The 25,208-nt window shown below is 56.7% G+C and carries 30 protein-coding genes; 12 read left to right on the forward strand and 18 right to left on the reverse strand.

Annotated features, from left to right (window positions below):
- Window positions 1–20: 20 nt before the first annotated feature.
- A complete protein-coding gene (locus AC8GFZ_RS11155; RefSeq protein ID WP_506644954.1) occupies window positions 21–359 on the forward strand; it encodes a P-II family nitrogen regulator in 339 nt (112 codons plus the stop codon).
- A 132-nt stretch (window positions 360–491) separates the two neighbouring features.
- Here the strand turns inward: AC8GFZ_RS11155 and AC8GFZ_RS11160 are convergent, their stop codons facing one another.
- Window positions 492–1,505 carry a Bug family tripartite tricarboxylate transporter substrate binding protein gene (locus tag AC8GFZ_RS11160; protein ID WP_506644955.1) on the reverse strand — a complete coding sequence of 338 codons (1,014 nt, stop codon included), beginning with the start codon at window positions 1,503–1,505 and terminating at the stop codon, window positions 492–494.
- Between the two features lie 18 nt (window positions 1,506–1,523).
- Window positions 1,524–2,318: an alpha/beta hydrolase gene (locus AC8GFZ_RS11165; protein ID WP_506644956.1), complete on the reverse strand. Its 795-nt coding sequence runs from the start codon at window positions 2,316–2,318 to the stop codon at window positions 1,524–1,526.
- Window positions 2,319–2,663: 345 nt separating this feature from the next.
- Here AC8GFZ_RS11165 and AC8GFZ_RS11170 point away from each other — a divergent pair, with 345 nt between their 5' ends.
- Complete coding sequence (locus tag AC8GFZ_RS11170) at window positions 2,664–3,173, forward strand: DUF1993 domain-containing protein (RefSeq protein WP_506644957.1); 510 nt, start codon at window positions 2,664–2,666, stop codon at window positions 3,171–3,173.
- Window positions 3,174–3,310: 137 nt separating this feature from the next.
- Here AC8GFZ_RS11170 and AC8GFZ_RS11175 read toward each other — a convergent pair whose 3' ends face one another.
- The 7 genes from AC8GFZ_RS11175 to AC8GFZ_RS11205 form a co-directional block, all read right to left on the reverse strand.
- Entirely contained in the window at window positions 3,311–3,883 is a 573-nt protein-coding gene (locus AC8GFZ_RS11175) for a TIGR00645 family protein (RefSeq protein WP_506644958.1), read from the reverse strand.
- 86 nt (window positions 3,884–3,969) lie between these two features.
- A complete protein-coding gene (locus AC8GFZ_RS11180; RefSeq protein ID WP_506644959.1) occupies window positions 3,970–4,560 on the reverse strand; it encodes a DedA family protein in 591 nt (196 codons plus the stop codon).
- A 241-nt stretch (window positions 4,561–4,801) separates the two neighbouring features.
- On the reverse strand, window positions 4,802–5,389 hold the full coding sequence (locus AC8GFZ_RS11185; protein WP_506644960.1) for an LOG family protein: 588 nt from the start codon (window positions 5,387–5,389) through the stop codon (window positions 4,802–4,804).
- A gap of 22 nt (window positions 5,390–5,411) precedes the next feature.
- Window positions 5,412–5,933 carry an RDD family protein gene (locus AC8GFZ_RS11190; protein ID WP_506644961.1) on the reverse strand — a complete coding sequence of 174 codons (522 nt, stop codon included), beginning with the start codon at window positions 5,931–5,933 and terminating at the stop codon, window positions 5,412–5,414.
- Window positions 5,930–6,604 carry a DUF3106 domain-containing protein gene (locus AC8GFZ_RS11195; protein ID WP_506644962.1) on the reverse strand — a complete coding sequence of 225 codons (675 nt, stop codon included), beginning with the start codon at window positions 6,602–6,604 and terminating at the stop codon, window positions 5,930–5,932. The genes AC8GFZ_RS11190 and AC8GFZ_RS11195 overlap by 4 nt, the downstream gene beginning before the upstream one ends.
- Window positions 6,605–6,608: 4 nt before the next feature.
- Window positions 6,609–7,037 carry a DUF3619 family protein gene (locus AC8GFZ_RS11200; protein WP_506644963.1) on the reverse strand — a complete coding sequence of 143 codons (429 nt, stop codon included), beginning with the start codon at window positions 7,035–7,037 and terminating at the stop codon, window positions 6,609–6,611.
- Window positions 7,034–7,600, reverse strand: a complete 567-nt coding sequence (locus tag AC8GFZ_RS11205) for an RNA polymerase sigma factor (RefSeq protein WP_506644964.1) — start codon at window positions 7,598–7,600, stop codon at window positions 7,034–7,036. The genes AC8GFZ_RS11200 and AC8GFZ_RS11205 overlap by 4 nt, the downstream gene beginning before the upstream one ends.
- A gap of 271 nt (window positions 7,601–7,871) precedes the next feature.
- Here AC8GFZ_RS11205 and AC8GFZ_RS11210 point away from each other — a divergent pair, with 271 nt between their 5' ends.
- From AC8GFZ_RS11210 to AC8GFZ_RS11240, 7 genes are all read left to right on the forward strand, one after another.
- A complete protein-coding gene (locus AC8GFZ_RS11210; RefSeq protein WP_506644965.1) occupies window positions 7,872–9,647 on the forward strand; it encodes an acetolactate synthase 3 catalytic subunit in 1,776 nt (591 codons plus the stop codon).
- Between the two features lie 163 nt (window positions 9,648–9,810).
- Window positions 9,811–10,302 (forward strand): acetolactate synthase small subunit, encoded by a 492-nt coding sequence (ilvN, locus tag AC8GFZ_RS11215; protein ID WP_506644966.1) that lies wholly within the window; start codon window positions 9,811–9,813, stop codon window positions 10,300–10,302.
- A gap of 44 nt (window positions 10,303–10,346) precedes the next feature.
- A complete protein-coding gene (gene ilvC, locus AC8GFZ_RS11220; RefSeq protein WP_506644967.1) occupies window positions 10,347–11,363 on the forward strand; it encodes a ketol-acid reductoisomerase in 1,017 nt (338 codons plus the stop codon).
- Window positions 11,364–11,440: 77 nt separating this feature from the next.
- Window positions 11,441–12,100, forward strand: coding sequence for a phosphatidylserine decarboxylase (locus AC8GFZ_RS11225; protein ID WP_506644968.1), 660 nt, complete (start codon window positions 11,441–11,443; stop codon window positions 12,098–12,100).
- A 27-nt stretch (window positions 12,101–12,127) separates the two neighbouring features.
- On the forward strand, window positions 12,128–12,928 hold the full coding sequence (gene pssA, locus AC8GFZ_RS11230) for a CDP-diacylglycerol--serine O-phosphatidyltransferase (protein WP_506644969.1): 801 nt from the start codon (window positions 12,128–12,130) through the stop codon (window positions 12,926–12,928).
- Window positions 12,929–13,097: 169 nt separating this feature from the next.
- Window positions 13,098–14,636 carry a 2-isopropylmalate synthase gene (locus tag AC8GFZ_RS11235; protein ID WP_506644970.1) on the forward strand — a complete coding sequence of 513 codons (1,539 nt, stop codon included), beginning with the start codon at window positions 13,098–13,100 and terminating at the stop codon, window positions 14,634–14,636.
- Between the two features lie 161 nt (window positions 14,637–14,797).
- On the forward strand, window positions 14,798–15,748 hold the full coding sequence (locus tag AC8GFZ_RS11240) for a serine hydrolase (RefSeq protein ID WP_506645116.1): 951 nt from the start codon (window positions 14,798–14,800) through the stop codon (window positions 15,746–15,748).
- A 90-nt stretch (window positions 15,749–15,838) separates the two neighbouring features.
- Here the strand turns inward: AC8GFZ_RS11240 and AC8GFZ_RS11245 are convergent, their stop codons facing one another.
- The 5 genes from AC8GFZ_RS11245 to AC8GFZ_RS11265 all read right to left on the reverse strand — a co-directional run bounded on the left by AC8GFZ_RS11245 (window position 15,839) and on the right by AC8GFZ_RS11265 (window position 19,773).
- Complete coding sequence (locus tag AC8GFZ_RS11245; RefSeq protein WP_506644971.1) at window positions 15,839–16,567, reverse strand: alpha/beta fold hydrolase; 729 nt, start codon at window positions 16,565–16,567, stop codon at window positions 15,839–15,841.
- Window positions 16,568–16,583: 16 nt separating this feature from the next.
- Entirely contained in the window at window positions 16,584–17,321 is a 738-nt protein-coding gene (locus AC8GFZ_RS11250) for an amino acid ABC transporter ATP-binding protein (RefSeq protein ID WP_506644972.1), read from the reverse strand.
- 9 nt (window positions 17,322–17,330) lie between these two features.
- Window positions 17,331–18,017 (reverse strand): amino acid ABC transporter permease, encoded by a 687-nt coding sequence (locus tag AC8GFZ_RS11255; protein ID WP_506644973.1) that lies wholly within the window; start codon window positions 18,015–18,017, stop codon window positions 17,331–17,333.
- A gap of 2 nt (window positions 18,018–18,019) precedes the next feature.
- Window positions 18,020–18,781 (reverse strand): amino acid ABC transporter permease, encoded by a 762-nt coding sequence (locus AC8GFZ_RS11260; RefSeq protein ID WP_506644974.1) that lies wholly within the window; start codon window positions 18,779–18,781, stop codon window positions 18,020–18,022.
- A 95-nt stretch (window positions 18,782–18,876) separates the two neighbouring features.
- Window positions 18,877–19,773: an amino acid ABC transporter substrate-binding protein gene (locus AC8GFZ_RS11265; RefSeq protein ID WP_506644975.1), complete on the reverse strand. Its 897-nt coding sequence runs from the start codon at window positions 19,771–19,773 to the stop codon at window positions 18,877–18,879.
- Window positions 19,774–19,938: 165 nt separating this feature from the next.
- On the opposite strand from AC8GFZ_RS11265, the gene AC8GFZ_RS11270 reads away from it, so the two are divergent.
- On the forward strand, window positions 19,939–20,082 hold the full coding sequence (locus AC8GFZ_RS11270; protein ID WP_506644976.1) for a hypothetical protein: 144 nt from the start codon (window positions 19,939–19,941) through the stop codon (window positions 20,080–20,082).
- A complete protein-coding gene (locus AC8GFZ_RS11275) occupies window positions 20,075–21,040 on the forward strand; it encodes a Bug family tripartite tricarboxylate transporter substrate binding protein (protein ID WP_506644977.1) in 966 nt (321 codons plus the stop codon). Before AC8GFZ_RS11270 ends, AC8GFZ_RS11275 begins: the two co-directional genes overlap by 8 nt.
- 17 nt (window positions 21,041–21,057) lie before the next feature.
- On the opposite strand, the gene AC8GFZ_RS11280 is transcribed toward AC8GFZ_RS11275, so the two are convergent.
- Complete coding sequence (locus AC8GFZ_RS11280; RefSeq protein WP_506644978.1) at window positions 21,058–21,621, reverse strand: VOC family protein; 564 nt, start codon at window positions 21,619–21,621, stop codon at window positions 21,058–21,060.
- A gap of 13 nt (window positions 21,622–21,634) precedes the next feature.
- Window positions 21,635–22,618: a Bug family tripartite tricarboxylate transporter substrate binding protein gene (locus AC8GFZ_RS11285; RefSeq protein ID WP_506644979.1), complete on the reverse strand. Its 984-nt coding sequence runs from the start codon at window positions 22,616–22,618 to the stop codon at window positions 21,635–21,637.
- 153 nt (window positions 22,619–22,771) lie between these two features.
- On the opposite strand from AC8GFZ_RS11285, the gene AC8GFZ_RS11290 reads away from it, so the two are divergent.
- Entirely contained in the window at window positions 22,772–23,572 is an 801-nt protein-coding gene (locus tag AC8GFZ_RS11290) for a 2-keto-4-pentenoate hydratase (RefSeq protein ID WP_506644980.1), read from the forward strand.
- Between the two features lie 43 nt (window positions 23,573–23,615).
- Here AC8GFZ_RS11290 and AC8GFZ_RS11295 read toward each other — a convergent pair whose 3' ends face one another.
- Both AC8GFZ_RS11295 and AC8GFZ_RS11300 read right to left on the reverse strand, forming a co-directional pair.
- On the reverse strand, window positions 23,616–24,155 hold the full coding sequence (locus AC8GFZ_RS11295) for a VOC family protein (RefSeq protein ID WP_506644981.1): 540 nt from the start codon (window positions 24,153–24,155) through the stop codon (window positions 23,616–23,618).
- A gap of 20 nt (window positions 24,156–24,175) precedes the next feature.
- Window positions 24,176–24,964, reverse strand: a complete 789-nt coding sequence (locus AC8GFZ_RS11300; protein WP_506644982.1) for an SDR family NAD(P)-dependent oxidoreductase — start codon at window positions 24,962–24,964, stop codon at window positions 24,176–24,178.
- Between the last annotated feature and the right edge of the window lie 244 nt (window positions 24,965–25,208).

Raw genomic sequence — 25,208 nt, forward strand, 5'->3', positions numbered from 1 at the left:
CATTTCAACCTGGAGTGAACATGAAACAAATCACCGCCATCATCAAACCCTTCAAACTCGAGGAAGTGCGCGAGGCCCTGGCTGACTGCGGCGTCACGGGTTTGACTGTGACCGAGGTCAAGGGTTTTGGCCGTCAAAAAGGCCACACCGAGTTGTACCGGGGTGCTGAGTACGTGGTGGATTTTTTGCCCAAGGTCAAGGTCGAGGTGGTGGTCAAGTCGGCCGATGTGGACGCTTGTGTCGATGCCATCGTGCGGGCCGCACGCACCGGAAAAATTGGCGATGGCAAGATCTTCATCACCTCGGTCGAGCGGGTGGTGCGCATCCGAACCGGTGAGCTGGATGAGTCGGCTGTCTAACAAAAACAGTGTTTGGGGTGGATCAGTAAAACGAGGATTCCCTGGCCATGCCAAATGGCCAGATCGTGATGCATCCGAGGGGTACGAATCAATCTCAATGATGTGCGCACCCGCGAGGACTCCATCAGCAGCTTAGTTCATCTTGATGCCAGCCGCTTTGACCACACCCCCATAGAGGACCAGTTCCTTTCGGATGGTGGCGGATAAAGCTTCTGCCGTACCAGGGGTGGCCGCGATACCTGCGGCTTCAAGCTTTGCACGCACTTCGGGGTCTGCCAGTGCTGCATTCAATTCAGTGTTGAGGCGTTCAACAATGGCACGTGGTGTTTTGACAGGCGCCACCAGGCCGACCCAAGAGTTGATATCGAAGTCGGCCAATCCGGACTCGGCAAAGGTGGGAATGTCAGGGTATTGGCGCGATCGCTTGCCAGAAGGCACGCCAAGCGCCTTTAGGTTGCCAGACTTCAAATGGTTCTGTACCGAAGCCGCAGAGGCAAATGCCAGTGGCGTGTGGCCGGCCAGTGCATCGGCAATGGCGGGCGCACCACCCTTGTAGGGGATATGGACCAGATTGGCACCGGTTCGCTGTTTGAGCAATTCTCCAGCCAAGTGAACAATGCTGCCGGTACCCGAGGTGCCGTAGGAAACGCCTGCTGGCTGTGCTTTGGATAGATCAATCAGCTCTCGCATATTGTTGGCTTTGAAGCCTGGGTGCGCCACCAAGATGGTCGTGGAGTCGCCGATCTTGCCGATGGGGCTGAAGTCACGCAGCGGGTCGAAGGGAACCTTGTCATACACATGGGGGTTGATGACGAAGGTGCCGTCCAGCACCAGCAACAATGTATAGCCATCGGGCTCTGCACTGGCCACCACTTGACTTCCGATGTTGCCCGAAGCGCCTGGGCGGTTGTCAGGTACCACCTGCTGCCCGAGCCGCTTGCCCAAGAATTCGGCAATGATGCGACCGCTGGTATCGGTCACACCACCCGGGGCAAATGGGATCACCAACTTGATGGGTTTTGCGGGCCAAGCAGATTGCGCCAGAGCATTGGAATAGGCCAGGGTGCCAGTGGCAAGCAGCGTTCCAGCGGACTGTAGAAATGCGCGGCGGTTGGTTGGCTGGGATTGGTTGCGGATTGGGGGCATTGGGTTCTCCAAAGTGAGTCATATGGACAAAAGATCGCGCACAACCAGACGTGTCAGTTCACCGTCCGGTGATTCAAAGTGGCGCATGACGGTGTAATGGTCGCAACCTTCAAAGTCAATAAAGCGCGCATTGGCGCCTTGAGACGCGCAGGTGGCAGCAAAGCGTTCCGACTGTTCAACAAAGCCCCGGGTTTCCGATCCGCCCACAGCCACGGTCAGGGGTACAGGCTTGCAGGGGGCATGGCGCATGGGGCTCATGGAGGCAACTTGATCGGGGCGCAGGCGAATTTCCTGATTCACAGAGATCGAAAGAACGGGTTCCAGTTCGTAGATACCACTGATGAGCACCGCCGATGACGGCATGCCCGGTGGCACAGACGCTGCATGGGCATGTTTTGCCAAGCATGCCGCAATCAGGTGTGCACCCGCAGAATGGCCGGAAGCGCTGTATCGATGGGGGTCTGCTCCCCATTCGGCCGCATGTTCATGCACCCATGCCAGGCAGTGAGCAACTTGCTCGACGATGGCAGGCAGTTCCACTTGGGGGCACAGGTCGTAATTCATGACGATGGTTGTGATCCCATGCGGCACAAGGGCATCGGCCAGATAACTGAAATCGCTTTTGTCGCGTCCACGCCAGTAGCCACCATGTAGAAACACATGAATGGGTGCATTTGGTGGAGCCGCCTTGAACACATCAAGTGTCGCCAGGGGGCCAGGCCCATAACGCAGGTCGTAAATCCCCTTGTGACGCTGCCTGGCTTCATGGCTCAGTTGTTGGGTTCTGGTGGAATGCACTTCGACATTGGGCACCGCATGGCGCGGGTTGAACTGGGTTTCAATGTCAGTGGAATGCATGCTAATTCTTTTTTGATGGAAGGAAAGAGAGGCTTGGTTCGATGAATTCCTAGTGGTTTCCTTGGGAATGCTTGCAGCGTGATGGTTTGCTCACTGCTTCGCCTGTTTCATCACCCATATCTCAGGGGTGGGCATATTTTGATGTATACATTTATTGGCCACGACAGGGCCGTTCAGGGAAAAAATCATCTCATTCCAATTCATTGCCCACGACAGTCCCTCCTATACTTGATATGCGGGTTGACGAGTATCACCCCTCTTCATCTCTATGATCCACAGTGTATAAACAATTGGAAAACCATGTCTATTTCTCTTTATTCAGCCACGGTTCCTGTTTTGGTGCAAATGCTCACGGCTCTCAGCGAAGTGCTAAAAAAAGGCGAGGCCTTCGCTCATCAGCGAAAATTTGACCCAGCCACCTTATTGCAGTCGCGCTTATTTCCAGACATGCTGCCGTTGGTTCGTCAAGTTCAAATTGCCTGCGATTTCGCCCAAAGTGTTCCTTTTCGCATCGCTGGGCTTGAAGTGGCTGCCTACGAAGACACCGAGCAAAGTTTTGCCGAACTGCAAAGCCGCATTTCCAAAACCTTGGCGCTGATTCACGCACTGTCCCCAAGGCAACTGGATGACAGTGGGATCCAAGAGATTGTTTTGCGCCCCGGCACGCCAAAAGAGAAAAAACTATCTGTCGAAGACTATGCTTTGAAATACGGCATGCCACAATTTTTCTTCCACATCACGACCTCCTACAACTTGTTGCGCCAAAACGGCGTTGAGATCGGGAAAAAGGATTTCATGGGGTCTTACTAGCCGCCGAGGCGATGGCCTTTGGGGTCTTCTTCAAACCCCAAAGGCAGGTTCGGCAATTGCGAGCGCCAGTCCTCTAAAGTTCGTTGAGACCTTGTTCGCCAAGGTCGGCATCAACGATAGCGGTTGTGGCAACCGGTTCAGTGTTCGGTATGGCCTTTGTGTTTCAGCGCATGGGTTCGCTCCGAGATACTGTCCATGTACGCAAAGAGTACCCCCGAAATAACAAGAACAACATGAATGCCGACTTTCCATGCGATCGCTTGATCAGCTTCTGACCAGATCGCGGGCGTGTCGCCCCCGCTCTTGAGAAGGACGCCCAGATTCACGAATCCCTTGAGCAACTCGATCGCAGAGATGGCGACGATCGAGGCAATCACTTTGATCTTCAAGCCAGCAAAATCGACCTGACCCATCCATTCGGGCCGATCCTCATGGCCTTTGGTGTTGATCTTGGAGACAAAGTTTTCGTAACCGCTAAAAATCACGATCAGAAGTAAGTTGGCCACCAATGAAAGATCGACCAAGGCCAAAACCGCCAGCACGACTTCGCTCTCGCTGGCGACGAAAATGTTGGGTATGGCGTGGATCAGTTCTTGTCCGAACTTCACCAGTAACAAAACGATGCCGACCACAAGCCCCAGGTAAAACGGTGCCAAGAGCCACCGGCTGTTGAAAATCAAAACTTCTAATAAATGTTCAATGGCTTTCATGCGGATTTCCCATGGATAAATAACAGTTGCTTACTGGGTTCAATGCAGGCCACCCATCTGTGCGGCCAAGTTACTGCGTCACAGGTCTAACTTCGCTCTGCGACACGTTCGAGTTTCCGGCTGAGGATCCACGACAGCAGGAGGAAAACAATCAGCATGACCATGCCAAAACCAGAGAAAGCATCACTCATCAGCTTCTCCGAGATGTGGCCAAACGCATGTCCAGCTGAAAGAATGGCTGCAGACCAAAGTCCAGCCGCGACGAAATTGAACGCCAGGAATATGGACCACGGCAATCGTGACATTCCGAAGGCAAAACCGGCGACACCGCGAATGCCGTGGGGATAGCGATGAAACAAAATCAGCCACACATAGTAACGATCCACCAACTGAACCACGGTCTGGCTGGTGCGATGAATCCGTGGAAAAGGCGAAAGCCATTGGTTGCCGAAACGCCGTCCGATCCAGAACCGAAACGCATCTCCCAGAAAACTGCCGGTCCAGACGACCACAACGAGGGTGCCCAGATCAAGAGCCTCTGTACTGGAGGCATAACCGGCAAAAAGTGTGAACAGCAGGCTGTGCGATGCCGCGAACGCGAATATCAAGCCGTAGGCTGCATCACCATGCAAGCGCAACAACTCCAGGAACGAGGCCAAATCGGTAGGGAAGATCAATGATGTATTTCAGAAATGAAAAATTGATCATAGCGCACTGCTCAATTTTGTTCCCTGCGTGGGCAATGCCATACGCAGTTGATGGGCATGTGTTTTTGACAACTTTTGCCATTAGAAAGAAAAAAGCAACACGCAAGGCATCGCTTATGACGGTGGTTCCTCAAACTGGGCCTAAAACCAGAGTCCGACACAGTTAGCCTTTGTGGATTGAGCACTGGGGCCAGTGCTCAGGCCTGGCGATTTAAATCTCACTCAGACCTGAGCCAGGTGTGTGCATGCTGGCCGCTCGGGCCAAACCACTCAGCAATTCATCCACATCACTGCCATGTTGAACCAGGTGTTGTTGCGACTCACCAATAAAACCGCGCTCGGTGGCTTGCGATAAAAAACCAGTTAAACCATCGAAAAATCCTTGCACCGATAGCAAACCAATGGGCTTGTGGTGGTATCCCAACTGACGCCAACTCCAGACTTCAAAAAACTCCTCCAAGGTGCCAATGCCCCCCGGGATGGCCAGAAAAGCATCGGCGCGCTCGGCCATCATTTGCTTGCGTTCATGCATGGTTTGCACCACGTGCAGTTCGTCGCATTCTCGCCGCGCAACCTCTTTGTCGACCAAGGCCTGAGGAATCACGCCCACCACCCGACCGCCGGCTTGTGCCGTGGCTTGGGCCACCACGCCCATCAGGCCGTTGTTGCCTCCGCCGTAAATGAGTTGGCCTTGGTGTTGCCCTATCCAAGTGCCTACAGTTTGGGCGGTTTGGGCGTAGGCAGGCGAGTCGCCCATGCGCGACCCACAGTAAACACATAAAGAGAAGGTGGGTTTCATGGGTGAAGGGCGTGAGGAGATGTCAGTCAGGAATGGGTTCATGAACCAATTGCGTGCCCGCCCATGCATCGTGCCAGAACTGGCGCCGGGGTGCAAATCGCGACGACCAAGCCCAGCCAATCACCCATGTCACGCACAAAGCCATGGTCATCATCACCGGCAAATCGGCCAGCCAGGCCAACAGCAAAGGGGGCGCAAACCACAGGCAAGAAAGCACAAAACGTTTCAATGCCAAAGACTGTGTCAGCGCCTTGCCGTATTGATCCAGCACCCGGATGCGCCATGTTTTCATGGCCAAGGTTTGTCCCTTGTGCCAAAACCAAGTGAAGTAAAGCGCCAGCACCAGCCCCACAAAAATTTGCAATCCCAATCGGTTGGCCAAGCCGTGTCTGCTTTGGCTCAAGGCGCTGAACAGGTAGGCTGCAATGAAGGTCACTCCAAAGAGCAGCATGCCTTCGTACAACCAGCACGCCATGCGCCGAAACAAGGTGGGGGTGGGAAGGGGGGCATCGGCCACCGCTGGCGGCAAAGACGCGGAGGTCATTCGCTTTGGGTGGGCGAGCTGGGTGCAGCAGCGGTTTGCGCCGATTGGGGCAACAAGGTGGCCGGGTCCAGCATGTCAATGTCAATCTTTGGGCCGGTGAGGTTGGGCGCTTTGACCGCCGGTGACGCAGCGAGTTTGTGTGAGGCCACTTTTTTCACCGCCGTGGCGGCACCCACGGGAGGGGTGGGCGAGGTAGCCGCGAGTTTGGTTTTTTCTTCGGCGCTCAAGGACTGGTAGGCCTCCCACTTGGCGCGCTTGTGGTCGCCAGAGTGTTGGGCGCTTTCACCAAAGTTCAAGCGGGCCTGGGCTCTTTGCTGTGGGCTGAGTTGGGCCCACTCTTGCACGCGGGCATGGAGTTTGTTCTTTTCCTCAGGGGGCATGGTGGCGAAATTTTTCGACATCGCCAGCCATTTGCGTTTTTGTGCGGCACTGATGGTTTGCCACTGGGGCTTGAGCGGTGCCAAGGCTTGTTGCTCAGATGGGCTCAGATCTGTCCAGTGGGGGCGAGATTGGGGTCCAGGTGTCGCTTTTACCGCTGACTCCGCCTTCAAGGTGCTGCCGGACGTTGCTGGGGTGACCGCAGGTCCTTGCGCCCAGGTGCCGAACGCCCAGGCGCAAACACCCGCCGCCATCATGGGCTTGATCAATTGGAGTGGGTGAAATGGGCGCATTAAATCAATCGGCATTTTCTGCGGCGGGCAGCTTTAAAAAATGCACAAAACCCGGGTCGGTGTAGGCGGTGGGGGGCAAATCATCGGTCAACAAAGCAGCGTCCACCTCGGCAACTTCATTGGCCCGGTATTCGTCGAGCACCATGTTGATGGTGAGCAAGCCCACGACCAATAAGACCATGGGGAACAAACTGGCCAGAGGGGTCCAGCCCTTCCAGGGAGCACCCAAGGACAGGGTTCCATCGCCCATTGGTTGAACTTGCGGCTGCGTGACCGCTATCGGCGAGACCCGCCGTGCAGCGATGGCGCGCATGCGACCAGCACGCAGACGCTCTTGCACTTCGTAAGGCAATTGTTCTAAATTGGCCGACAGGGCACCTGCCACGAGCTGGCCAAATTGGTCTTCAATGTGTGGGTTTGTGCGGGACTTCATGGCTTTGATTTCTTGGATTTCAGGACATTGGCAAGGGTTTGGATGGCACGAAAGCAATGGGTTTTAACACTTCCTTCTGAACATCCCATGGCTGAGGCGGTTTCGGCAATGTCAAGCTCCTCCCAGTAACGCAGCAGGAAGGCTTCGCGTTGACGTGGCGGTAATTTTTCAATTTCGGCTTCTATTTCAGCCATGGTTTGGCTTTGCATCAGGCTTTGTTCGGCGCTTTGTTGCCAGCCATCGGTGTTGGCCGCGCCCAAAACTTCGAGCAAGTCAAAACCATCTTCATCGGCATCGCCCTGTGCATCGGAGAAGTTGATGAACATCGATTGTCGGGTTTTGCGCCGTCTAAACCAATCCAAGGTGCAATTGGAGAGGATGCGCTGAAACAACAGTGGCAACTCATCGATGGGCTTGTCGCCATAGTGCTCGGCCAGTTTCATCATGCTGTCTTGGACGATGTCCAATGCCGCTTCTTCATCCCGCACGTGGTAGAGCGAGCGCTTGAAAGCACGCTTTTCCACACTTTGCAGAAAAAGGGAAAGTTCGCGTTCGGTGGCCAATTTGCGTGGGGTTGTCGCTGTGACTTCAACGCCTGTGAGGCGCCGAAGATTGAAGTGCGCTGGATTATGGCACTGACGAATTAAGTTCCCAGACAGACCCAGACGGCCCCGGTTTTGATGCCATAATCGCGCCTCAATTTTGGCAAACGGGTCTGGATTCGGCATATCAGTGATTGCCCATGGTCTTAGGCCCTAAGTCTTGACACCTCCCCACAAGGGCCGGTGAAGAGGCACCCAAGGTTTTTCGTTTTCGAAGACTGAAAGGTTCATCATGGAAATCTCCAAGGCGGAAATCGCCTCAGCATCCTCCGTTGCCTTCGCCGCCCCTCAAGAGTTGATGGGTGCCGAAATCATGGTCAAGGCCTTGCAAGCCGAAGGGGTCAAGTACCTCTGGGGCTATCCGGGCGGGGCTGTTCTCTACATCTACGACGCGTTGTACAAGCAAGACACCATTGAGCATGTTTTGGTGCGCCATGAGCAAGCGGCCGTGCACGCCGCTGACGGTTATGCGCGCGCCACCGGAGAGGTGGGTGTGGCCTTGGTCACATCGGGTCCTGGTGTGACGAATGCGGTCACGGGCATCGCCACCGCTTACATGGACAGCATCCCGTTGGTGGTGCTCACGGGTCAAGTGCCCACCCATGCGATTGGTTTGGATGCGTTTCAAGAGTGCGATACCGTGGGCATTACGCGGCCCATCGTTAAACACAATTTTTTGGTCAAAGACGTGGCCGATCTGGCCCTTACCATCAAAAAGGCTTTCCACATTGCCCGCTCTGGGCGTCCAGGCCCTGTGGTGGTGGACATCCCCAAGGATGTGTCTTTCAAAAAGACCCTTTACAGCGGCTACCCAGAAGATGTGACCATGCGCTCTTACAACCCTGTGCGCAAAGGGCATTCGGGCCAAATTCGCAAGGCTTTGGGCCTGTTGATGGGTGCCAAGCGGCCTTACATCTATACCGGTGGCGGTGTGCTGCTGAGCAATGCGTCCGACGAAGTGCGCGCCTTGGTCAACATGATCGGCGCGCCTTGCACCAGCACCCTGATGGGCCTGGGGGCCATTCCCGCGAGCGACCCAAAGTTCTTGGGAATGCTGGGCATGCACGGCACCATAGAGGCCAACAACGCCATGCAGCATTGCGATGTGTTGATCGCCATTGGTGCGCGTTTCGACGACCGGGTGATTGGAAACCCCAAGCACTTTGCCCAAAACGAGCGCAAGATTGTCCACATCGACATCGACCCGTCCAGTATCTCTAAGCGTGTCAAGGTGGATGTGCCGATTGTGGGTGACGTCAAGGATGTGCTGACCGAGTTGATGAACCTGATCACCGAGTCCAAAGCCAAGATGGATGCCAAGGCCTTGGCCGATTGGTGGACCACGGTTGAGGGCTGGCGCTCGAGAAAGTGTCTCAGTTACGACCGGGGCATCAATGACGTCATTAAACCCCAGTTTGTGGTGGAAACCCTTTGGAACATGACCAAGGATGTCGACGCCTACATCACCTCCGATGTGGGGCAACACCAAATGTGGGCTGCTCAGTATTACCGCTTCGACCAGCCCCGGCGCTGGATCAACTCCGGTGGACTGGGCACCATGGGCGTGGGCATTCCATATGCCATGGGCATCAAATTGGCCAAGCCCGACAGCGAGGTGTACTGCATCACCGGTGAAGGCTCGGTGCAGATGTGCATTCAAGAGTTGTCGACTTGCTTGCAGTACAACACCCCGATCAAGATCATGGCCTTGAACAACCGCTACCTGGGCATGGTTCGCCAGTGGCAAGAGATCGAGTATTCGGGCCGCTACAGCCACAGTTACATGGATGCCTTGCCGAATTTCGTCAAGCTGGCTGAGTCCTATGGCCATGTGGGCATGTTGATTGAGCGGGCGCAAGATGTGGAGGGCGCGTTGATCGAAGCGCGCAAACTCAAGGATCGCACCGTATTCATGGACTTTCGCACCGATCCGACCGAAAACGTGTTTCCCATGGTGCAAGCTGGAAAAGGCATCACTGAAATGCTGCTGGGCAGCGAGGACTTATAAGGCTGCACCGATCAACGGTGCCTGGATCAAAACCAGGCCCAATTCCATCAACCCCGAGAAGAATCTATTGCCCGCCAAATTTGCCGGTTACCGCTGGCAGACGAGGGCGGTGACACCGATCACACCCCTGTGGCACGGTGTTTGAGCGAAAAGAGGAATCCCCATGAAACACATCATCTCCGTTCTGCTGGAAAACGAACCTGGCGCTTTGTCCCGGGTCGTGGGCTTGTTTTCAGCCCGTGGTTACAACATCGAATCCCTGTCGGTGGCCCCCACCGAAGACCCCAGTTTGTCGCGCATGACGCTGCAAACGGTGGGTTCTGATGATGTGATCGAGCAAATCACCAAACACCTGAATCGTTTGATCGAAGTTGTCAAAGTGGTCGACTTGACCGAAGGCGGCTATACCGAGCGCGAACTGATGATGGTCAAGGTGCGTGCGGTCGGTAAGGAGCGCGAAGAGATGAAGCGCATGGCCGATATTTTCAGGGGCCGCATCATTGATGTCACTGAAAAAAGCTACACCATTGAAGTCACTGGTGACCAATCCAAAAACGATGCTTTCCTAGAGGCCTTGGACCGTTCGGCCATTTTGGAAACCGTGCGCACCGGCGCTTGCGGCATTGGCCGTGGCGAACGCGTGTTGCGTGTTTGATTCAATCCACCCCTTTCCCAACCCTTAATCACCCAGGAGAAATCATGAAGGTTTATTACGATAAAGACTGTGACTTGAGCATCATCAAAGGCAAGACCGTGGCCATCATTGGCTATGGCTCGCAAGGTCATGCCCACGCGCAAAACCTCAACGACAGCGGCGTCAAGGTGTTGGTCGGATTGCGCCCGGGTGGCGCGAGCTGGAACAAAGTGGAAAAAGCCGGCCTGAAAGTGGCATCGGTGGCCGACGCTGTGAAAGCCGCCGATGTGGTCATGGTGTTGTTGCCCGATGAGCAAATCGGCAGCGTTTACACCAACGACATTGAGCCCAATATGAAAAAGGGCGCTTCCCTGGCTTTTGCCCACGGTTTCAATGTGCATTACAACCAAGTGGTTCCCCGTGCCGATTTGGACGTTTGGATGGTCGCGCCAAAGGCTCCTGGCCACACCGTGCGCTCAACCTACGCCCAAGGTGGCGGTGTGCCCCATTTGGTGGCCGTGCACCAAGACTGCAGTGGCAAGGCCCGCGACATGGCACTGAGCTACGCCATGGCCAACGGTGGCGGCAAAGCCGGCATCATTGAAACCAACTTCCGCGAAGAAACCGAAACCGACTTGTTCGGAGAGCAAACCGTTTTGTGTGGTGGCGCGGTGGAACTCATCAAGGCTGGCTATGAAATCCTGGTCGAAGCCGGTTATTCGCCTGAAATGGCGTATTTCGAGTGCTTGCATGAGCTCAAACTCATTGTTGACTTGATCTATGAAGGCGGCATCGCCAACATGAACTATTCGATCTCGAACAACGCCGAATACGGCGAATACGTCACCGGCCCGGAGATCATCAACGACCAGTCGCGTGCAGCCATGCGCAAGGCCCTGGAGCGCATTCAAAACGGCGAATACGCCAAGAGCTTTATTTTGGAAGGCCGCACCGGCTACCCCAGCATGACGGCCCGCCGCCGTTTGACCGAAGACCATTCGATCGAGAAGGTGGGCTCGCAATTGCGTTCCATGATGCCTTGGATTGCCAAGAACAAACTGGTTGACAAAACCCGCAATTGAGCGTCTGAGCGTTCGATGCACAAAGGCCACTTGGGTGGCCTTTGTGCTTGTGTCTTATTCAACGATACACTGAGACCATGTCTTCCAATTCCTATCCCCACCCCATCTTGGCACGCGAGGGCTGGCCTTTCATACTTTTGGTCTTGGTGCTGGCCATTGGTGTACATGCCACCGCTGGCTGGGCTTGGGCTTTGCCGTTTGATGTGGTTTTGGTCTTTGTGGTTCAGTTTTTTCGCGATCCTGCGCGGGCCATTCCCGATCTGCCCAATGCCGTGCTGTCGCCGGCGGATGGCCGGATTGTCAAAATAGAAAAAACATTTGACCCCTTTGCCCAGCGCGATGCCATTTTGGTCAGTGTGTTCATGAATGTCTTTAATGTGCACAGCAATCGCTCCAGCGTGAACGGTGTGGTGCGCAGCGTCAGCTACTTTCCCGGTTTGTTTGTAAATGCCGACTTGGACAAGGCGTCGACCGAAAACGAACGCAATGCCGTGGTGATCGATGCTCAAATTGGTGCTGCACAGCACACCATCACTTTGGTGCAGGTTGCAGGTTTGATCGCACGCCGCATCCTGTGTTACGTCCAGGCCGGTCACAATTTGCAAAAGGGTGAGCGTTATGGCTTTATCCGTTTTGGTTCGCGGGTGGATGTGTATTTGCCGCTGAGCGCTCAAGTGCTGGTGGCCCCAGGTGACAAAGTCTCGGCCACCCTGACCCCTCTGGCCACGGTGGGCTGATTGGCTTTTGTGCCAGATGAATTCCGCATGACCGAGCCCACCGATAAATCTGACGACATGCCCGCACGCCCGCGCAAGGGCATATACGTGCTGCCCAATTTGTTCACCTTGGCGGCTTTGTTTGGGGGCTTTTACGCCATTGTCATGGCCATGAACAACCGATTCGATTTGGCAGCCATGGGTGTGTTTTGTGCCATGGTGCTCGACAGTTTAGACGGGCGTGTGGCCCGCATGACCAACACGCAAAGCGCGTTTGGTGAGCAAATGGACTCGCTGGCCGATATGGTCTCTTTCGGAGCTGCACCTGCATTGATTGCTTACGAATGGTCGCTCAAAGGCCTGGGGCGCTGGGGCTGGGTGGCTGCCTTTGTGTACATTGCCTGCGCAGCCTTGCGTTTGGCCCGCTTCAATGTGAACACTTCAGTGGTGGACAAGCGCTACTTCCAAGGCCTGCCGTCTCCCGCTGCGGCGGCATTGGTCATGGGCTATATCTGGATCATGACCGAGCTGCAGTGGATGGACGGGACCATCACCTGGATCACGTTTGCGGTGTGTTTGTTTTCTGGCCTGACCATGGTGACCAATCTGCCGTACTACAGTTTCAAAGACATTCAGATGAAGAAGAGCGTGCCCTTTGCCGCCATTGTTTTGATTGCTTTGATCATCGCCGTCATCAACATTGATCCGCCCTTGGTTTTGTTCGCCTTGTTCGTGAGCTATGGCCTAAGCGGCTATGCGGTGTACGCTTACCGCAAAGCCACAGGGGTGCAAACCAGCGTGATCAGCACATCCACCGATGAGCCCGACGAAAAAGGCTTGCACAACTGATGCAAAGCCTGTGATATGCTGTGGACCATGAACACACTTTGCTTGCTACTGCTACTTCGCGCCATCGGGCGGAGTGGGTAGCGCGCGCGCACTCCATCCAAGGCCCGTATGCCAGCGCTACGGGCCTTTTGTTTTTTTGGCTATGATTTTCTTGAATAGGAGAAGTGACATGAGCGACCAATTGATCATTTTTGACACCACCTTGCGCGACGGCGAACAGTCCCCAGGTGCCTCGATGACCAAAGACGAAAAGCTGCGCATCGCCCGTCAGTTGGAGCGCCTCAAGGTGGATGTGATCGAGGCCGGTTTTGCGGCCAGCTCCAACGGCGATTTTGATGCGGTGCACGCGATTGCCAATGCGATCAAAGACTCCACCGTGTGTTCTTTGTCCCGAGCCAACGACCGAGATATTTCGCGATCTGCCGAGGCCCTCAAAGGTGCGAAACGGGGCCGCATCCATACCTTCATTGCCACCTCGGCCTTGCACATGGAGAAAAAGCTGCGCATGACGCCCGACCAGGTGTTTGAGCAGGCCCGTCAATCGGTGCGTTTTGCCCGCAACTTGCTCGATGACATTGAATTCAGCCCTGAAGATGGCTACCGCAGCGATGTGGACTTTCTGTGCCGTGTGATCGAAGCCGTCATCCAGGAAGGCGCCACCACCATCAATGTGCCTGACACAGTGGGCTATGCCATTCCTGAGCTGTATGGCGAATTCATTCGCACCTTGCGCGAGCGCATCCCCAACAGCGACAAAGCCATTTGGTCGGTGCACTGCCACAACGATTTGGGCATGGCGGTGGCCAACTCCTTGGCGGGTGTCAAGATCGGTGGCGCGCGCCAAGTCGAGTGCACCATCAATGGATTGGGTGAGCGGGCGGGCAATTGCTCTTTGGAAGAGGTGGTGATGGCCATCAAAACCCGGCGCGACTACTTTGGCTTGGATTGCGGCATCGATACCCGACACATCTTGGCCGCCAGCCGCATGGTGAGCCAAACCACGGGCTTTGTGGTTCAACCCAACAAAGCTGTGGTGGGGGCCAATGCCTTTGCGCACGCCTCCGGCATCCATCAAGACGGCGTGCTCAAAGCACGTGACACTTACGAGATCATGCGCGCCGAGGATGTGGGCTGGAGCGCCAACAAATTGGTCTTGGGCAAGCTCAGTGGGCGCAACGCCTTCAAGCAGCGCTTGTTGGACTTGGGTGTGGAGATGGAGTCCGAGGCCGATATCAATGCCGCCTTTGCCCGCTTCAAAGAGCTCGCTGATCGCAAGAGTGATATTTTCGACGAAGACATTTTGGCCCTGGTCAGCGAAGAGACCACCCACCAAGGTGACGATGCCTATGGTTTTGTGTCTTTGGCTCAGCACAGCGAAACCGGTGAGCGGCCCCAGGCCCAGGTGGTGTTCACGGTGCATGGCAAAGAGGTGCATGGCCAGTCAGACGGCAATGGCCCCGTGGACGCTTCGCTCAAAGCCATTGAAAGCCATGTGAAAAGTGGCGCCGAGATGGTCTTGTATTCGGTCAATGCCATCAGTGGTTCCACCGAAAGCCAAGGCGAGGTCACGGTGCGCCTGCAAAACAGTGGCCGGGTGGTCAACGGCGTGGGTTCAGACCCCGATATCGTGGTGGCATCGGCAAAGGCGTACTTAAGTGCACTGAACAAGCTGCAAAGCAAGGCGGATCGGGTGGCCGCCCAGGGCTAAACCGCCTGGCATCTAGCGTGCAGGGCCGGTTCACTTGATAAATGTTTTCCAAGTCTTTGATCTTGCGAAACTATTTTTCTTTGTTAGACTCCAGGCTTCTAGATTCGTGGGGTAGCGCTTTGAAGCAAATTGCACTGTGTTGGGGCAGGTTGTTCTTGTCCATGTGTTTGGCAGGGTCTGCATTTGCGGCTGAACCTTCAAAATCAACAACTTCAGCTGCGGCCAAAAAACCGGTTGCCCAGGCCCAACGCAACAAAGCCAAAGCAAAAACCAAAACCAAAGCGCCTGTGAAAGCCCGCGTTGACACGCGGCCCTCTTTTGGCAAAGTGGCAGGTCTGCACGATGTCAGCGATGAGCTCTCACTCAAGTCCAGCGTGGCCTTGGTGGTGGACCAAGAAACCCACGAGGTGCTGCTGAGCAAAAACGACAGCGCTGTGTTGCCCATTGCCTCCATCACCAAGCTGATGACGGCTTTGCTCATCAACGATGCGCATTTGCCCATGGACGAGATGATCTCCATCACCCAAGACGATGTGGATACCGAAAAGGGCAGCCGATCACGGCTGCAAGTGGGCACCAGTTTGGCGCGCGGGGAGTTGCTGCATTTGGCCTTGATGGCGAGTGAAAACCGCGCCGCCCATGCCTTGGGTCGCACCTATCCAGGCGGGTTGCATCACTTTGTGGAATTGATGAACCAAAAGGCCAAAGACATCGGCATGACCGATACCCGCTTTGTCGAGCCCACGGGCTTATCGAGCAAAAACCAATCCAGTGCCAAAGACTTGGTCACCTTGGTGCAAACGGCTTATCGCGAGCCCGTGTTGCGCGACCTCTCCACCAGCGACAGCCATGTGGTCGATGTCGGCCGCCACAGCCTGAAATACAAAACCACCAACCGCTTGATCAACAACCCCAGCTGGGACATTGGCTTGCAAAAAACCGGTTACATCTCCGAGGCGGGGCAGTGCTTGGTGATGCAAACCAAAATCGCTGGGCGCAAACTCATCATGGTCTTTTTGGACTCTGCGGGCAAACTCAGCCGCATTGCCGACGCGGAGCGCGTGCGCCGCTGGGTCGAGGCCAAGCACCGCGCGGTTGTCCCGCAAACCTGATCGTCAGGCAAGCCAGGGCGGTCCACACGCCGCACGGATCGACGCCAGATAAAAACTTTGGCCCTTGGCGGGCGAGGCCATTCAACTGGTTCAGCGCTGTCCAGCAGCCAACAGCCGTTGGGTGAGCCACTCTGGCTCTTGCACCATCACCTCATGACCGCAAGCCACCCGCTCTATCTGCCACCCTGGGGTGTTTTTAAGCCGATCTTCGACCGCTGCAAAGGGTGAGGGGTCATAAGCTGCGGCGCGGAAGTACACCGCCTTGCGCACATGCTCCCACGGGCGGTCGTGTTCCAAGGCTTGCAGCATGCAAGCGGCGGGTTGGTCGCTGGTGCGGCGGTCCACCCAGGCTTGGTCTTCGGGTGAAGTGATCTTCCAAGATGCCGCGCTGGGTGATGGGATGCGCCAGTTTGATCCAAATGCCAAGCGCGCTTTTTCGCGCCGATCCTCTGGCATGGCGTCCACCAGGCTTTGCTGGGGTTCCGGCACAAAAGCATCCAAATACACCATGGCGTCGATGCGGCTGCGCAAGGCCTCGGCCACGCCAGTTATCACCATGCCGCCATAACTGTGGCCACACAACACGATGTCTTCCAGTTCTTCGGATTGGATCAGGCCGACCACGTCTTGCACATGGGTCATCAAATTGACTTCGGGGGTGAGCAGGTGAGCGCGATCGGCCAATCCGGTCAAGGTGGGCGTGAAAACACGATGCCCAGCGGCCAACAGCCGGTCACTGACCCGGCGCCAGCACCAGCCCCCGTGCCAGGCCCCATGAACCAGTACAAAGTTCAATGGCATCTCACTGCTGGGGGTCATGGGAGCCAGGCGGTGATCAATGGCTCAAAATCTTTGACAAGAACTCTTGCGCCCGCGCACTGCGGGGTGCACCAAAAAACTCGTCACGGGTGCAGTCTTCCACAATCTTGCCTTGGTCCATGAAGATCACCCGGTGGGCCACCTTGCGGGCAAAGCCCATTTCGTGGGTGACCACCATCATGGTCATGCCTTCTGAGGCCAGTTGCACCATCACGTCCAACACCTCGCTGACCATCTCTGGGTCCAGTGCGGAGGTGGGTTCGTCAAACAGCATGGCGACCGGGTCCATGGCCAAGGCGCGGGCGATGGCCACGCGTTGCTGTTGACCACCGGATAACTGTCCGGGGAACTTGTGCGCATGCTCGGACAAGCCCACGCGCTCGAGCAAGCCCAAGGCCTTTTCCTGTGCTTGTTCGGCCGATCGGCCCAGCACTTTGATTTGACCCAGGGTCAGGTTCTCAGTCACGCTCAGGTGTGGAAACAACTCGAAGTGCTGAAACACCATGCCAATGCGGGCACGCAGCTGGGGCAGGTTGGTGGCGACGTCGCCCACCGATAAACCGTCCATGTGGATGCTGCCTTGCTGAAACGGCTCCAAACCGTTGGCGCATTTGATCAAGGTGGATTTGCCAGACCCCGAAGGGCCACACACCACCACGACCTCGCCTTTGTTGACCTGGGTGCTGCATTGGTTCAGGACTTGGAAGTCCCCATACCATTTGCTCACGTTTTGAAAGTGGAGGGTTGTCGGCATGCTTGTCTTTCAGCGGATGATGGCGGTGCGCGCTTGCAATCGGCGCACCCCCCAAGAGGCGAGGGAGCAAATCACAAAGTACACCAAGGCGGCAAAGGTGTACATCTCCAAAAGGCGGCTGTCGCGATTGGCCACCTTGCTGGCGGCCCCTAAAAAGTCGGTGCTTGATATCACGTAGACCAGCGAGGTGTCTTGAAACAAGATGATGGTCTGGGTCATCAGCACCGGCAACATGTTGCGAAACGCTTGGGGCAACACCACATACGTCATGGCTTGGCGGTAATTCAGACCAATGGCGTAGGCCGCAGAGATTTGGCCACTCGGAATGGACTGAATGCCGGCACGCATGATCTCGCAAAAGAAGGCAGCTTCAAACAGGGTGAAGGTGATCAAAGCACTGGCAAAGGCGCCGACCTTGATGGGATCTTTGCTGCCCAATATCCAAGCACCCAACCAGGGCACCAGGAAAAAGAACCAAAAAATCACCAGCACCAAGGGAAGCGATCGCATCAGGTTGACATACGCGCCCGCAAAAGCCGACAGCGGCTTGATGGGCGACAAGCGCATCAGCGCCAGCGCGGTGCCCAGCACCACCCCACCGACCATGGATAAGGCGGTGAGGGTGAGGGTGAAGCTCATGCCCTCTTTGAACAGGTACTCCCAAGAGCGGGCAATGACGTCGAAGTCGTAGTTCATGCTCAGTGCCCAGCCTGCGGCGCGTTGCTGGCCGAGCCGATGTAGCCAGGCAAGCGCAAGCGATTCTCCAACTTGCGCATGGCCAACACCACGCACAGGTTGACCAACAGGTAAATCAACGTGGCGGCGGCAAAGGCCTCGAACACATGAAAGCTGAACTCTTGCATGGCGCGTGCGCGGCCGGTCAACTCCATCAAGCCAATGGTCAAGGCCAGCGATGTGTTTTTGATGGTGTTCAAAAACTCAGAAGTCAGCGGCGGCAAGATGATGCGAAACACCACCGGCAGCAGCACAAAGCGGTAGGTTTGCCAGGTGGTCAAGCCGATGGCTAAACCGGCCATGCGCTGCCCTCTGGGCAAGGCCTGAATGCCAGAGCGCACCTGCTCTGCCACCCGCACCGACATGAACAAACCCAGGCACAGCACGGCTGGCACCAAGGACGACCAAGGCGGCGGCATTTGTTTGATCGCGTCTCCCCAGGCTTGGGGCAACAGTTCCGGAAACACAAAGTACCACAGGAACATTTGCACCAACAAGGGAATGTTGCGAAACAATTCCGTGTAGGCCAGACAGGCTTTTTCGATCGCCGGCTTGCCCAGGGTGCGCAAAGTGCCCACCAGCACACCCAAAGCCAAGGCCAGTGTCCAGGCCAACAAAGCGGTGACCACGGTCCAACCCAGACCACCGATGAGGTAGGCCAAGTAAGTGCCCGATGCACCTGGCTCGAGCTGGGCAAAGATTTGCCAATCCCAGTTGTATTTCATGGCACCGTGTGTGGTCTGTGTGGGTGAAGGGTGAAGCTGATTTCAGCCCAAAAAAAAGGGAACTTGCGCTCCCTTTTTGGGCCGAGTTCAGAAGATCACTCGTAGACCTTGGGGTCGGGAGAATCGGTGGGTTTGGCCATCACTTTTTTCAAGCTGGGGCTCATGGGGATGCTCAAGTTGATGCCTTTGGGGGCAATGGGCTTTTCAAACCAAGTGTTGTAGATGCCATTGATCTGGCCGGACGACATCAAGGCGCCAATGGCGCTGTCGACCACCTGCTTGAACTTGGGGTCATCCTTGCGAATCATGATGCCGTAGGGCTCCACCGACAAAGCCTCGCTGGAGATTTCATAGTCGCCGGGCGTTTTGGCATTGGCCACCAAGCCGGCCAACAAAATGTCGTCCATGGCAAAGGCGGCGGCGCGGCCGGTTTCAACCATCAAAAAGGCCTCGGCGTGGCCATTGGCCGACACGATGTTGATGCCCAGGTTTTGCGCGGCGTTCAACTCGGTGACTTGTTTGATGTTGGTGGTGCCGGCGGTAGAAACCAGGGTTTTGCCCTTCAGGTCAGCCAGCTTTTTGATGCCGGAGCTCTTTTTGTAAACGATGCGGTTGGCCGTCACAAACGTGGTGGGCGCATACGACACCTGTTTTTGGCGGTCGGCATTGTTGGTGGTCGAGCCGCACTCGATGTCCACGGTGCCATTGGCCAGCAGGGGGATGCGGTTTGCCGAGGTCACCAACTGGTACTTGACTTCAAGCTTGGCCAGGCCTAGATTTTTTTGGACTGCATCAACGATGCGCAGGCACAGATCAACAGAGTAGCCAATCGGCTTTTGTTTGTCGTCGTAGTAGGAGAAGGGGATGGAAGCATCCCGGTGACCAATGGTGAAGCTGCCGCTGGATTTGACTTTTTCCAAAGTGTCGGCATGGCCCAGCGTGGCGGCCAAAGCAAGGGCCAGGGTGGCCACGGTGCGCAATGAAGAACTCATGAATACTCCTACAAAAATGAGTGCGAATACTAGCCTAAAAATACACCTTTGGACAAGAAAAAATATGCATCTCTCAAACCTGGGGTTTGCCCTTGAATTCGGGCTTTCACACTTGCCTCACCCCGGTGCATGTGTGAGGATCAAGCACCAATCTGGGGGATGGGCATGGGCATATGGATTGAATTGGGCGTGTTTGCCCTGGTGTTTGTGTTTGCCATCCACCAGTGGCACGACCTGAAAAAAGAAAAGGCCAAGCGCGAAGCCGCCCGCCAGAAAACTGACCCACCGACAAAGGACCACCATGATTGATGCATTGCGCCGACTCAGCCCTTGGGCGCTTCTTTTTGGGGCCTTCACCGCCTGGGCACAGCCCTATCCCAACAAGCCGGTGCGCATCTTGGTGCCCTTTGTGGCCGGTGGCACCAGCGATATCGTGGCCCGTGCCGTGGCGCAAAAACTCAACGAAGCCGGTTATGTGACCTTGGTGGAAAACCGCCCTGGCGCCAACGGCAGCGTGGCTGCCGAGGCACTGGTCAAGTCGCCACCCGATGGCTACACCATCATGGTGGGCTCGATTGGCACTTTTGCCATCAACATGGGGCTGTACAAAAACCCGCGCTACGACGTGATGCGCGACTTGGAGGCCATCACTGTGGCGGTCAGCACCCCCAATGTCTTGATCACGCCGCCGCAGTTTCCGGCCAACAACCTCAAAGAGTTCATCGACTATGCGCGCAAGAACCCGGGCAAGGTGTCGTATGGCTCATCGGGCTCGGGCTCGAGCGACCACTTGTCGGCCGAGATGTTCAAAATCCAAACCCAGTCGTTTGGGGTGCATATCCCTTACCGCGGCGGTGCAGCGGCACAAACCGACATCATGGCGGGCAACATTGAAGCCTCGTTCCAAAACTTTGGCACTGTTGTCCCCTACATTCGCGCGGGCAAGATGAAGGCCTTGGCCGTCACCTCCAAAAACCGCATGCCCCAATTGCCCCAAGTGCCCACCATGATCGAAAGCGGCTTGGCCGACTTTGACGTCACCTCTTGGCAGGCTTTTGCAGCCCCCAAAGGCACGCCCAAAGACATCATTGCCAAACTGCATGCCGACATGGCCAAGGGCTTGCGCTCGCCCGAATTGACCCAACGCTTCAATGCCCAAGGCTTTGACATCGTGGCCAACACACCGGCCGAGGCCTCGGCGTTTTTCAAGCAAGAGATCGACCGTTGGACGGCGGTGGTCAAGCAGTCGGGCGCGACCGTTGACTGAAGCAGCGCGGTTAACGGTTAAGTTTCCAAGCGCTTTTGCAACTGATCTGACCAGGTTTGCATGGGCAGTTTGCTGGGGTTGTCGCGCACCAGCACCTCGGTGTCGGCCATCAGTTTGGCAACTGGCTCCCCCAGATCGATGGGCACGGCAAAAGGCTGGCTCACATACCAAGGGGAGGGCGTGTACAACTCCACGCGGTTGCCCTCGGGGTCAAAGAAATAAATGCTCCAGGCATTGCCGTGGCTGATGGTGCGCTGGATTTGTACCTTCGCTTTGCTCAATTGGGCATAAAAGGTGCGCAGGTCTTCCAGCGAATCCACCTTGAACGAGATTTGGTTGATGGGCGAAAACCCCGAATCCTCGGGCCGCCCCGAGGCCAGGACCAATTGGTGGTGCTCTTGCGGGTTGCGGCTTAAAAAAACAATCTGACCACCGGCGAAATACTCGCCACCATCGGTTTGCACCAGGCCCAGGGTGGCTTGGTAAAACTCAACCATGCCTGTCAAGTCTTGGCAATACAGACCAAAGTGGGTCAATTGCGCGTTGGGGATTTTGCGCTTGGCCATCAATGGGCGCGGCATGCGGTGTTGGGGTTCATTGGCGTTCGATTTTCTTTTGCTCAACGATGCGTTTCCAAACGGTCATTTCGCGCTCGATGCGCTCGCGCATCTGCGCTGGCGTTGAGGGGATGGGTGTGCCACCCAATTCGGCAAAGCGCTTTTTCACATCGTCCATGTCCAAAATCGCGCGCACTTCGCGGTTGATTTTGTCCACCACTGCCGGCGGTGTGCCGGGTGCCACCGCCAAGCCCAGCCAAGAGCTGAAGTCCAAACCGGGCAGGGTTTCGGCCACGGTGGGCAAGTCCGCCATCAGGGGCGAGCGGGTCGAAGCGGTAGAAGCCAAGCCGCGCACCTTGCCACCACGGATTTGGCCAAACGCGAAGGTGCTGGTTTCGACCATCACATCCACGCGGCCACCCAGCAACTCAATCATCGCTGGGCCAGCCCCTTTGAAGGGCACGTGCAGCATGGACACGCCCGCTTCGCTGGCCACCCATTCACCGGTCAGGTGCTGCAAGCTGCCCACACCCGCCGAAGAAAAACTCATCTTGCCCGGCTGGGCTTTGGCGCGGGCCAGCAAATCGGGCAGCGACTTGATGGGAGAGTCTTGTGCCACGCTGATCACCATCGGGTAGGCGACGATGGTCGAGACCAAACCAAAGTCTTTCACCGGGTCGTAGGGCAGTTTGTTCATCACCGCAGCCGACACGGGGTGACCCCCGGTGAGCAGCACCATGTTGTAGCCATCGGGTGTGGACTTGGCGACAAAGTCGTTGGCAATCAAACCCGTTGCGCCGACCTTTTGCTCCACCACCACGGGTTGGTTCAAACGCTCTGACAGCTTTTGCGCCAGCAATCTGGAGATGATGTCCGAACTGCCCCCAGGCGGGAACCCCACGACGAAGCGAATGGGCTTGTTGGGGTAGTCTTGTGCGTGGCTGGCGAAGGGGGCAGAAAAGGCCAGTGCCGCCAACAAAGAAACACCCACGCTGCGTTTGAAATTTTGCAAAATGAACATCTTGAAACCTATCTTTGGAACAAGCCGAAGTATCGCCAATAATCAAATGGCAAATCCCTGAGGTTTTCCCGGTTAAGTGGTATGTCGCATTCGCAGTTCCATGGCACCCAGGAACCAGCAATCCCCCCTTAAACCCGCATTTCACACATCACCATGACCCCATCATCTCCCACCCCAGATGCCCAAACAGCCGCCAACGGTTTGCTCCAAGCCTGGCACAACCGGTCTGTCATCGATGCATGGCCCAGCGCTGCACAGCCGATCGATCGCGCATGGGCTTACCCGGTTCAAAACGCCTTGTTCAAGGCAACCCAAGGCACCCATTTGGGTTGGAAGATCGCCGCCACCAGCACGGCAGGTCAAAAGCACATTGGGGTCAGTGCACCCCTGGCCGGGCGGCTCATGCGCGAGCGCTGCCATGCCGATGGCGCGCCGGTGGATGTGCAACGCAACCGCATGCGGGTGGCCGAGGCCGAGTTTGCGTTTCGCATGGAGCGCGATGTCACCGCCCCAGCAGGCCACAAATTGAGTTTGGAAGAAGTCATTGACGCGGTGTCAGCCGTGCATTTGGCCATCGAACTGCCGGACTCGCGCTTTGCCGACTTTGCCCGCATGGGCGAAGCCAGTTTGATCGCCGACTTTGCCTGCGCTTGCGATGTGGTGATGGGCCCCCAAGCCCAGGTCGATGTGCGCAGCTGGGACTTTGCCGGGCATGCGGTCAGCGTGTTGATCGATGGACACACCTTGGCCCACGGTCGGGGATCCAATGTGTTGGGCGACCCGCGTTGGGCGCTGGCCTGGTTGGCCCAAGAGTTGTGCGACCACGGCGACCACCTGCGCGCCGGTGACTGGGTCATCACCGGTACCTGCGTCACGCCGGTGCCCATTGCACCTGGCCAACACGTGCGCTGTGACTTTGGGGTACTGGGGACTGTGGGGGTGCAGTTGGTTTAAGTCTCAGGCCCTCTGGCCGAGGTGTCGTCATTTTTTGCAGGGACTAAGCCCGCAGCCGAACCGGATCGATCCCGTCCCAGTTGCGGGCGCTGTCGCGAAAGCGCCCGAACATGGCTTGGGTGGCCGGCAGGAATTCGATGACCTCGATCATGGCCGGCAGGCGGCCGTGGGTGTCGAAGTAGCCCACGCGGGCACCGTTGGCGACCTCGGCCTCGTAGACCAGGGTATCGCCCATGCCTTGGTAGTGCGCCAGTGCGGCCGGGTAGTCGGTGGCCGCCATGCCAAAGTGATGCAGGCCGTAACCACTGCGCGCAAACTGATCGCGGTAGACCGAGGGCGAATCGTCGAGTTGCTGGATGATTTCAAATTGCATGTCGCCGGCATAGCCCAGGGCAATGGCCAGGGCCGTCTGCGAGGGCTGGCCCCGATAGACCTGCTTGGGGAAGACGCCCCGCTCACGCAGGAACCAGGGGCCCGCGCCCAGCGTGCGGGTCAACTCGCGCATCGAGGCGTGGATGTCGTCGGTGATGAAGGCGGTCTGGATCAGGCGCCCTTGGAAGGTCGATGGGGTCAATTCGTGCATGGTGAGTCTCCTGCGGTGCCTTATTTGGCCATGATGCCACCGTCAATCGGGATGGTGGTGCCAGTCATAAAACTCGAGGCCGGCGAGGCCAGCAAAAGGGCCAGGCCCTTGAGCTCCTGAGGGGTCGCGATGCGGCCCAGCGGCACCATGGACGCAAACTCGGCCTCGACCTCCGGTTGCCGGATGCGGCCATTGGCGATGTTGGTGCGAAAAGGCCCAGGCGCGATGCCATTGACCATCACGTTGTAAGGTGCCAGCTCCATCGCCGCCTGCCGCACCAGGTTGACCACCGCGGCTTTGGTGGCGGTGTAGGCATAGCCACACATGACCTCCGACTTGAGCCCCGCTACCGAAGCCACAGCCACGATGCGGCCCGAGCGCTGCTTCTTCATGTGCGCGGCCGCGGCCTGCATGGTGACGAAGACGCCCGACAAATTGATCGAAAGCACCCGGTCCCACTGCTCGTCTTTCACCGCGTTGATCTGACCGATTTCGGTGCGGTAACCCGGGCCGGCCGTTACGCCGGCGTTGGCGATGACGGCGTCAATCCGGCCGTGACGCGCGACGATGCGATCGATCTCGCTGCGGATGGCCGCGCGGTCACTGACATCAAGCACCGCCGTCTCTACCCGGCCGCCAGCGCCCGTGATCGACTCGCGCGCTGCCTCCAGGCCGTGCGCGTCCACATCGAGCAGCACCACGGTGGCGCCGGCGCCGGCCAGCACTTCGGCCATGGCCAGACCCAGCCCACTGGCGGCGCCCGTCACGGCCGCCACCTGGTCAGCCATTCCAAACAGATCCTTGAACATGAGTTAACCCTTTAAGGTATACAAACAACCCGCTTTTTACACCCAATCCGCTCGCCAAGAAAGCGGTGCAATGGTCGGATTCGCATAAATTCCCTTTAACAACAGGCGACTAAGGGTTTTCGACAGGTCCCGACTGAGGTCTTTGACCGATGGTCAAGGTGTACACTTTTTTCAAATGCTGAATGATGTGTCCAGCATCAAATTCAAAAAATCAACCGGGGAGCATATGGCGCACCAGGAGACA

This window comes from Limnohabitans rimovensis (SeqCode), assembly GCF_965234775.1.
Classification (GTDB): domain Bacteria; phylum Pseudomonadota; class Gammaproteobacteria; order Burkholderiales; family Burkholderiaceae_C; genus Limnohabitans; species Limnohabitans rimovensis.

Coding starts and splice junctions, on each gene's coding strand:
- AC8GFZ_RS11155 (WP_506644954.1), top strand. CDS start 21: ATGAAACAAATCACCGCCATCATCAAACCCTTCAAACTCGAGGAAGTG.
- AC8GFZ_RS11160 (WP_506644955.1), bottom strand. CDS start 1,505: ATGCCCCCAATCCGCAACCAATCCCAGCCAACCAACCGCCGCGCATTT.
- AC8GFZ_RS11170 (WP_506644957.1), top strand. CDS start 2,664: ATGTCTATTTCTCTTTATTCAGCCACGGTTCCTGTTTTGGTGCAAATG.
- AC8GFZ_RS11175 (WP_506644958.1), bottom strand. CDS start 3,883: ATGAAAGCCATTGAACATTTATTAGAAGTTTTGATTTTCAACAGCCGG.
- AC8GFZ_RS11185 (WP_506644960.1), bottom strand. CDS start 5,389: ATGAAACCCACCTTCTCTTTATGTGTTTACTGTGGGTCGCGCATGGGC.
- AC8GFZ_RS11190 (WP_506644961.1), bottom strand. CDS start 5,933: ATGACCTCCGCGTCTTTGCCGCCAGCGGTGGCCGATGCCCCCCTTCCC.
- AC8GFZ_RS11195 (WP_506644962.1), bottom strand. CDS start 6,604: ATGCGCCCATTTCACCCACTCCAATTGATCAAGCCCATGATGGCGGCG.
- AC8GFZ_RS11200 (WP_506644963.1), bottom strand. CDS start 7,037: ATGAAGTCCCGCACAAACCCACACATTGAAGACCAATTTGGCCAGCTC.
- AC8GFZ_RS11210 (WP_506644965.1), top strand. CDS start 7,872: ATGGAAATCTCCAAGGCGGAAATCGCCTCAGCATCCTCCGTTGCCTTC.
- ilvN (WP_506644966.1), top strand. CDS start 9,811: ATGAAACACATCATCTCCGTTCTGCTGGAAAACGAACCTGGCGCTTTG.
- ilvC (WP_506644967.1), top strand. CDS start 10,347: ATGAAGGTTTATTACGATAAAGACTGTGACTTGAGCATCATCAAAGGC.
- AC8GFZ_RS11225 (WP_506644968.1), top strand. CDS start 11,441: ATGTCTTCCAATTCCTATCCCCACCCCATCTTGGCACGCGAGGGCTGG.
- pssA (WP_506644969.1), top strand. CDS start 12,128: ATGACCGAGCCCACCGATAAATCTGACGACATGCCCGCACGCCCGCGC.
- AC8GFZ_RS11235 (WP_506644970.1), top strand. CDS start 13,098: ATGAGCGACCAATTGATCATTTTTGACACCACCTTGCGCGACGGCGAA.
- AC8GFZ_RS11240 (WP_506645116.1), top strand. CDS start 14,798: ATGTGTTTGGCAGGGTCTGCATTTGCGGCTGAACCTTCAAAATCAACA.
- AC8GFZ_RS11245 (WP_506644971.1), bottom strand. CDS start 16,567: ATGACCCCCAGCAGTGAGATGCCATTGAACTTTGTACTGGTTCATGGG.
- AC8GFZ_RS11250 (WP_506644972.1), bottom strand. CDS start 17,321: ATGCCGACAACCCTCCACTTTCAAAACGTGAGCAAATGGTATGGGGAC.
- AC8GFZ_RS11255 (WP_506644973.1), bottom strand. CDS start 18,017: ATGAACTACGACTTCGACGTCATTGCCCGCTCTTGGGAGTACCTGTTC.
- AC8GFZ_RS11260 (WP_506644974.1), bottom strand. CDS start 18,781: ATGAAATACAACTGGGATTGGCAAATCTTTGCCCAGCTCGAGCCAGGT.
- AC8GFZ_RS11265 (WP_506644975.1), bottom strand. CDS start 19,773: ATGAGTTCTTCATTGCGCACCGTGGCCACCCTGGCCCTTGCTTTGGCC.
- AC8GFZ_RS11270 (WP_506644976.1), top strand. CDS start 19,939: ATGGGCATATGGATTGAATTGGGCGTGTTTGCCCTGGTGTTTGTGTTT.
- AC8GFZ_RS11275 (WP_506644977.1), top strand. CDS start 20,075: ATGATTGATGCATTGCGCCGACTCAGCCCTTGGGCGCTTCTTTTTGGG.
- AC8GFZ_RS11280 (WP_506644978.1), bottom strand. CDS start 21,621: ATGCCGCGCCCATTGATGGCCAAGCGCAAAATCCCCAACGCGCAATTG.
- AC8GFZ_RS11285 (WP_506644979.1), bottom strand. CDS start 22,618: ATGTTCATTTTGCAAAATTTCAAACGCAGCGTGGGTGTTTCTTTGTTG.
- AC8GFZ_RS11290 (WP_506644980.1), top strand. CDS start 22,772: ATGACCCCATCATCTCCCACCCCAGATGCCCAAACAGCCGCCAACGGT.
- AC8GFZ_RS11295 (WP_506644981.1), bottom strand. CDS start 24,155: ATGCACGAATTGACCCCATCGACCTTCCAAGGGCGCCTGATCCAGACC.
- AC8GFZ_RS11300 (WP_506644982.1), bottom strand. CDS start 24,964: ATGTTCAAGGATCTGTTTGGAATGGCTGACCAGGTGGCGGCCGTGACG.